The following is a 6,050-nucleotide window of genomic DNA, read 5'->3' on the forward strand; positions in this document are numbered from 1 at the left end:
TTTATTTCCAAGTAACAGTTTCCATAATACGCTTAATGTCTTTTTGCAGGTAATCTGCGGCAGGTAATATAGAATCGTAATTAGGTTTTGCATAGAAATACAAGGATCCTGTTAGGAAATGATTTATACTATCCGTGACATAAAATTGTGCTAGAGAGGCTACATTCCCTTTAACTTCAGACAATACTCCATAGACTTTCTTTTTTTTATCTTCAAAAGGATACGCGGGAATTTCGTCTGCTTTTTTAGTATGCTCTAAAGTAAATTTTTGTGCGTCTCTTAAAAAATCTCTTAGGTTTTTTTCATCTTTTTCAATAGCCTTATACGTTAAAAAAATAGTTCCTTTTAGCGTTGGGTACTCCAAGTTAATACCATAGCTTTTGGTTGGTGCTTTTAATTCTTTTGATACGACTTTTGTAGCTGATAAATTTTTTTCAAAAGCAAATGGTAATTCTAAATTAGCATCAACATATTTTGCTTTTGCGTATTCTAATCGCAATTCTGCTTTTGGTTTTGGCACGAAGTCTTCACCACATGAAAAACAGAAAACAACTACTAAAAGTATAAGATAAAGAGTTTTTGACATTATGTGATTGTGAATTTTACTAATTTAATCCGTTTTCTATCCATGGCCTCAATAATAAAAACGTAATTTTCAAATTTTATTTTACTATTTAGTTTAGGGAAACTTCCAGATATTTCTAAAACAAAACCTGCAATGGTTTCTGCTTCACCCTTATTTTCTTCAAAAACAGTATCATTCTCAAGCCTAATAATTTTATAAAAATCTTTTAAAGCTGTTTTACCTTCAAACACATAATTATGGTCATCAAGCTTAGAGTATGTTAAATCTTCATCATCAAACTCATCACTAATATCTCCAACTATTTCTTCAATAATATCTTCCAAAGAAATCAATCCTGATGTACCACCATACTCATCAACAACAACAGCAAGGTGTACTTTCTTTTCTTGAAACTCAGCCATTAAATCATCTAACTTTTTATTTTCTGGCACAAAAAATGGTTCGCGTATTAAAGTTGTCCAATCAAACTTCTTTCTATCAACGTAAGGCAATAAATCTTTCACATACAAAATGCCTTCTATAGTATCCATACTATCTTTATAAACAGGAATTCTTGAATATCCATTTTCGATAATATCGGGCATAATTTCAAGGTATTTCTGCTCAATATTCAGCGCAAAAATATCCATACGAGGTTTCATAACTTGTTTAGTATCTGTATTTCCAAAAGACACAATGCCTTGCAAAATTTTTTGTTCTTCTTTAGTGGTATCTTCCTCACTGGTAAGTTCTAAAGCTTGCGACAATTGATCTACACTTAAATTAGATTTTCGCTTCCCTAATTTATTATGAATCCCTAAGGTTACGCTGCGCATTGGTAAACTAATAGGAGACAAAATAACATCTAAAAACCTAAGAGGATATGCCATAAATGTGGCAAACTTTAAATTATTTCTGCTTGCATAAATTTTAGGAAGAATTTCACCAAATAATAAAATTAAAAAAGTAATTACAACAACCTCGACAATAAACTTAATTTGAGGACTAGAAATGTTACCAAACATAAAATCGCCTAAAAATGCAAACAAAATTACAATGGCAATATTAATAAAGTTGTTAGCCACTAAAATGGTAGCCAATAGCTTTTTAGGGTGTTTTAAGAGTCCTGATAAAATTTCAATTCGTTTTGAGTTATGTTCTAAACCTTCTTCAACATCACTTCTATTTAACGAAAATAGTGCTACTTCAGCACCAGATATTAGTGCAGAACACACCAAAAGCAAAAACAGTAATGCAAAACTAAAAACAACCGAAATATCAATTGCCATAATTAAAAGTATACAACTCGTGGGGTCAGGATCCAATTATACTGGTTTAGTTAAACAAAGAATCTCAATTGGTTATCGAGAATATTATTAAAATGGCAAATCATCATTATCTTCTGAAATAGGCTCTGTACTTACTTGCGAACTTGTTGTTGGTTTTTGATCAACAGCCGCACTTGGCGCATTAGTATTAGTTCCGCTCTCCTTTTTTGTTGAAAGAAAAGTAAAATCGTTACATTGAATTTCGGTTGAATATCTATCATTCCCCTTATCATCTGTCCATTTTCTAGTTTTCAAACGTCCTTCAATATAAACCTTATCACCTTTACTTAAATACTTTTCACAAATTTCAGCACCTTTATTTCTAACTACTATATTATGCCATTCGGTATTTGTTATACGCTCATTAGTTTGTTTACTCACATAAGTTTCACTAGTTGCAATAGGAAACCTTCCAACACAGCCACCACCTTCAAAATAATGCATTTTTACATCATCGCCTAAATTTCCAATAAGCATCACTTTATTTAACGTACCTGCCATAATTTGTGTTTTTTATGAAGAAGCAAAATTACTGAATTGCTTCGCATTTTTTTAAAATTAATAAAAAAATATGATTGTTAATACTAAACTATTCAAAAATAAAGAATTAGTGAAAATTGATATTGTAAAATTCTTTATTTTTTAGATTCCCAATCCTTTAGGAATGACAATTTCTGCTGCAACTCAAAAGCTCTACTTTTTAGAGTATTTTAAAAATTAAAGCTTTCTATAAAATTTCCTATTAAAATAGGAACAGGAAATTCCCGCACTTTCCCTATAGAAACACCTTCAATTGGAAGTCTTTCTAAATTAACCACCCAAAACTTGGTATATAAATGTTGATGTGATAATTTATGAATAATAGGTTCCTTATTATATAAGGATAATTCAAAACGCATGTTTTTTAAAATGTCATGCTTTTCAAGTAAGTTATTAAAACCTGCAATACTATTTATACTCTTTTCAGTTTCAATTAAAGGAAACTGATATAAATTTTGCCAAATACCTTTCCCTTCACGTTTTTCTAGAATCGTTTTTTCATCTTCAGAAATAAAAACTAAAAAATTGAAATACTTTTTTTTTGCCTTTGCAGATTTAATTTTAACCGGTAGTTCACCAATTCTACTTTTATTAAGGGCTATACAACTACCCTGAAACGGACAAACACCACAATTTGGGTTTTTGGGCTTGCATTGTGTAGCACCAAACTCCATAATAGCTTGATTAAATTCTGCAGGCTCTTTTTTATCAATCAATTCTTGAGCAAGTGCCTTAAACTCTTTTGCTCCTTGTGATGAATTTATAGGTGTATCAATACCAAAATATCTGGATAACACTCTGTACACATTACCATCAACAACGGCTGTAACCTCATTAAAACAAATAGAAGCTACGGCACTGGCCGTATAATCGCCAACACCTTTAAGTTTTAATAAGTCTTTATAATTATCAGGAAACGTACCTTTTAATTCATTTGCTACATACTTTGCCGAAGCATGCAAGTTTCTAGCTCGTGAATAATACCCCAACCCTTGCCATAATTTAAGCACATCACTTTCATCAGCATTAGCCAAATCAAAAACCGTTGGAAATTTAGTAACAAAAGCTTCATAATATGGTAATCCTTGTTTGACCTGAGTTTGTTGTAAAATAATTTCTGACAACCAAATATAATAAGGGTTATTGGTTTCTCGCCAAGGCAAATTTCTCTTATTATTTGAATACCAGTGTATTAAGGTTTTTGAAAATATCATCAATTCGTTTAATCAAGCAAACAAAAATAAACGTTTATATTATTAAATTTTAGTGAATTAGGTTTGAAATATTGAATATTAAATGCATATATTTGCATCCCTTTTAGAATTTATAATAACATAAAAAAATAATATATTAAAATGACAAAGGCTGATTTAGTAGCAAAAATTTCTGAAAAATCGGGAATGGAAAAAGGTGATGTTCAAGACGTAGTTGAAAAATTCATGGAAGAAGTAAAAACTTCTTTAGAAGGTGGAGACAATGTTTACTTAAGAGGTTTTGGAAGCTTTATAATTAAAACTAGAGCTGAAAAAACAGGTAGAAACATTTCTAAAAACACAACCATTAAAATACCAGCTCATAATATTCCTGCATTTAAGCCTGCAAAAGTTTTTGTAGAAGGCGTTAAAACAAATGTAGACGTTAAATAAAACACCAAAGTGCTGTCCCGATAGCTATCGGGAGTTTCAGTATTAAAACGAATTATTAATTTAAAAAGACACTATTTATGCCAAGTGGTAAAAAACGTAAAAGACATAAGGTAGCGACGCACAAACGTAAAAAACGTAGACGCGCTAACCGTCACAAAAAGAAAAAATAAATCAAAAAAGTAGTTAGATTAGCTACTTTTTTTGGTTTTAAAACAACAAGTTCATTGAAATGAGTTCATTAATTTTTTAACACCTTAAGTGTTGTTTGAACTCCACGGATTAATCCCGATAGCTATCGGGACCTGTGAAAAAATAATGTTTAATCCATCCCGATTTATCGGGACAAAAATTAACTAAATGGATAAAGAATTGATCATTAGATCTAGTTCCGATAATGTTGATTTTGCCTTATTAAAAGATGGAAAACTTATTGAATTACAGAAAGATGAAGATAGTAACGACTTCTCTGTTGGTGATGTGTTTATAGCCAAAATCAGAAAAGCCGTTCCTGGACTAAATGCTGCATTTGTTAATGTAGGTTATGAAAAAGATGCCTTTTTGCATTATCATGATTTAGGACCAAAACTACCTTCGCTTTTAAAATTCACAAAACGTGTAAGCACAGGTAAACTAAAAGATTTTTCTTTAAAAAATTTCCCATTCGAAAAAGATATTGATAAAGACGGTAAAATTACCGACGCATTAAAATCTAATCAATCGCTATTAGTACAAATCGTTAAAGAACCTATATCTACCAAAGGCCCTAGAATAAGCTCAGAGCTTTCTATTGCTGGTAGATATATTGTTTTAGTCCCTTTTTCTAGCAGAATATCTATTTCTCAAAAAATAGAAGACCGCGAAGAAAAAGACCGATTAAAACGTTTGGTAAAGAGTATAACTCCTCAAGGTTTTGGCGTTATTGTACGAACTGTAGCGCAAGGCAAAAAAGTAGCTGAACTAGATAAAGATTTACAAAATTTGCTTAGTCGTTGGACGGCAATGTGTAAAAAGCTGCACAGAGCGCATCACCCCAGTAAAGTATTAGGAGAAATGAATAAAGCCTCATCAATTTTACGAGATATATTCAATGATACCTTTACAGGCATTACTGTTGATGATGAAGAGCTCTACTATCAAATTAAAGATTACGTGCAAGAAATTGCACCAAAAAAAGAATCAATAGTTAAATTGTATCAGTCAAAAGTTCCAATTTTTGAAAAGTTTGGAATTGAAAGACAGATAAAAACCTCGTTTGGAAAAACTGTTTCTATGACTAAAGGCGCCTATTTGGTAATCGAACATACCGAAGCGCTGCATGTTATAGATGTAAACAGCGGAAATCGCTCTAATAAAGCAAATAACCAAGAGGATACAGCACTAGAAGTCAATTTAATATCTGCTACCGAAATGGCTCGTCAATTACGCTTGCGTGATATGGGTGGCATTATAGTAGTAGATTTTATAGATATGACTAGTGCTGAAAACAGGCAAAAATTGTTCAATCACCTTCGTGACGAAATGAAAGATGACAGAGCAAAACACAAAATATTGCCACCAAGTAAATTTGGATTGATACAAATTACAAGACAACGTGTTAGACCCGAAATGAACATTAAAACCCGCGAGGAAAATCCAGACGGTATAATTAATGGCGCAGAGGTTGAAGCACCTATAGGATTGGTACAAAAAATCAATCACGATCTTGAAAAACTAATTAAAAAAGACTATAAAAAGCTGACTTTAAACACACATCCTTTTATAGCAGCCTTTTTAACAAAAGGTGTTCCATCTATACGTTCTAAATGGTTTTTAGAACATAAAAAATGGGTGAAAATTTTACCAAGAGATGCTTACACATACTTAGAATATCATTTTTTCGATAAAGATGGTAATCAAATTGTCTAGTCCTAAATAGTCGATACAGATTATTAAAGGATTAAATTTATTAATTAAAACTGAACAATCATATGA

Annotated in this window: 6 protein-coding genes; 2 read left to right on the top strand and 4 right to left on the bottom strand. The window is 31.3% G+C overall.

Annotated elements, in window-relative coordinates:
- Position 1 precedes the first annotated feature (1 nt).
- The 4 genes from gldD to mutY all read right to left on the bottom strand — a co-directional run bounded on the left by gldD (position 2) and on the right by mutY (position 3,647).
- The gene (gene gldD, locus Q0870_RS14620; protein WP_298556558.1) at positions 2 to 586 is read right to left on the bottom strand and encodes a gliding motility lipoprotein GldD; all 585 of its coding nucleotides are present in this window, start codon (positions 584 to 586) and stop codon (positions 2 to 4) included.
- Positions 586 to 1,890 carry a gliding motility-associated protein GldE gene (locus Q0870_RS14625; protein WP_298556560.1) on the bottom strand — a complete coding sequence of 435 codons (1,305 nt, stop codon included), beginning with the start codon at positions 1,888 to 1,890 and terminating at the stop codon, positions 586 to 588. The genes gldD and Q0870_RS14625 overlap by 1 nt, the downstream gene beginning before the upstream one ends.
- A gap of 51 nt (positions 1,891 to 1,941) precedes the next feature.
- Positions 1,942 to 2,394, bottom strand: a complete 453-nt coding sequence (ssb, locus tag Q0870_RS14630) for a single-stranded DNA-binding protein (RefSeq protein ID WP_298556561.1) — start codon at positions 2,392 to 2,394, stop codon at positions 1,942 to 1,944.
- A gap of 209 nt (positions 2,395 to 2,603) precedes the next feature.
- On the bottom strand, positions 2,604 to 3,647 hold the full coding sequence (mutY, locus tag Q0870_RS14635; protein WP_298556562.1) for an A/G-specific adenine glycosylase: 1,044 nt from the start codon (positions 3,645 to 3,647) through the stop codon (positions 2,604 to 2,606).
- 141 nt (positions 3,648 to 3,788) lie between these two features.
- On the opposite strand from mutY, the gene Q0870_RS14640 reads away from it, so the two are divergent.
- Together Q0870_RS14640 and Q0870_RS14645 are read left to right on the top strand one after the other, a co-directional pair.
- Entirely contained in the window at positions 3,789 to 4,079 is a 291-nt protein-coding gene (locus tag Q0870_RS14640) for an HU family DNA-binding protein (protein ID WP_298556563.1), read from the top strand.
- A 357-nt stretch (positions 4,080 to 4,436) separates the two neighbouring features.
- Positions 4,437 to 5,984 (top strand): ribonuclease E/G, encoded by a 1,548-nt coding sequence (locus Q0870_RS14645; RefSeq protein WP_298556564.1) that lies wholly within the window; start codon positions 4,437 to 4,439, stop codon positions 5,982 to 5,984.
- Positions 5,985 to 6,050 lie beyond the last annotated feature (66 nt).

This window comes from uncultured Algibacter sp., from assembly GCF_947487575.1.
GTDB lineage: Bacteria > Bacteroidota > Bacteroidia > Flavobacteriales > Flavobacteriaceae > Algibacter_B.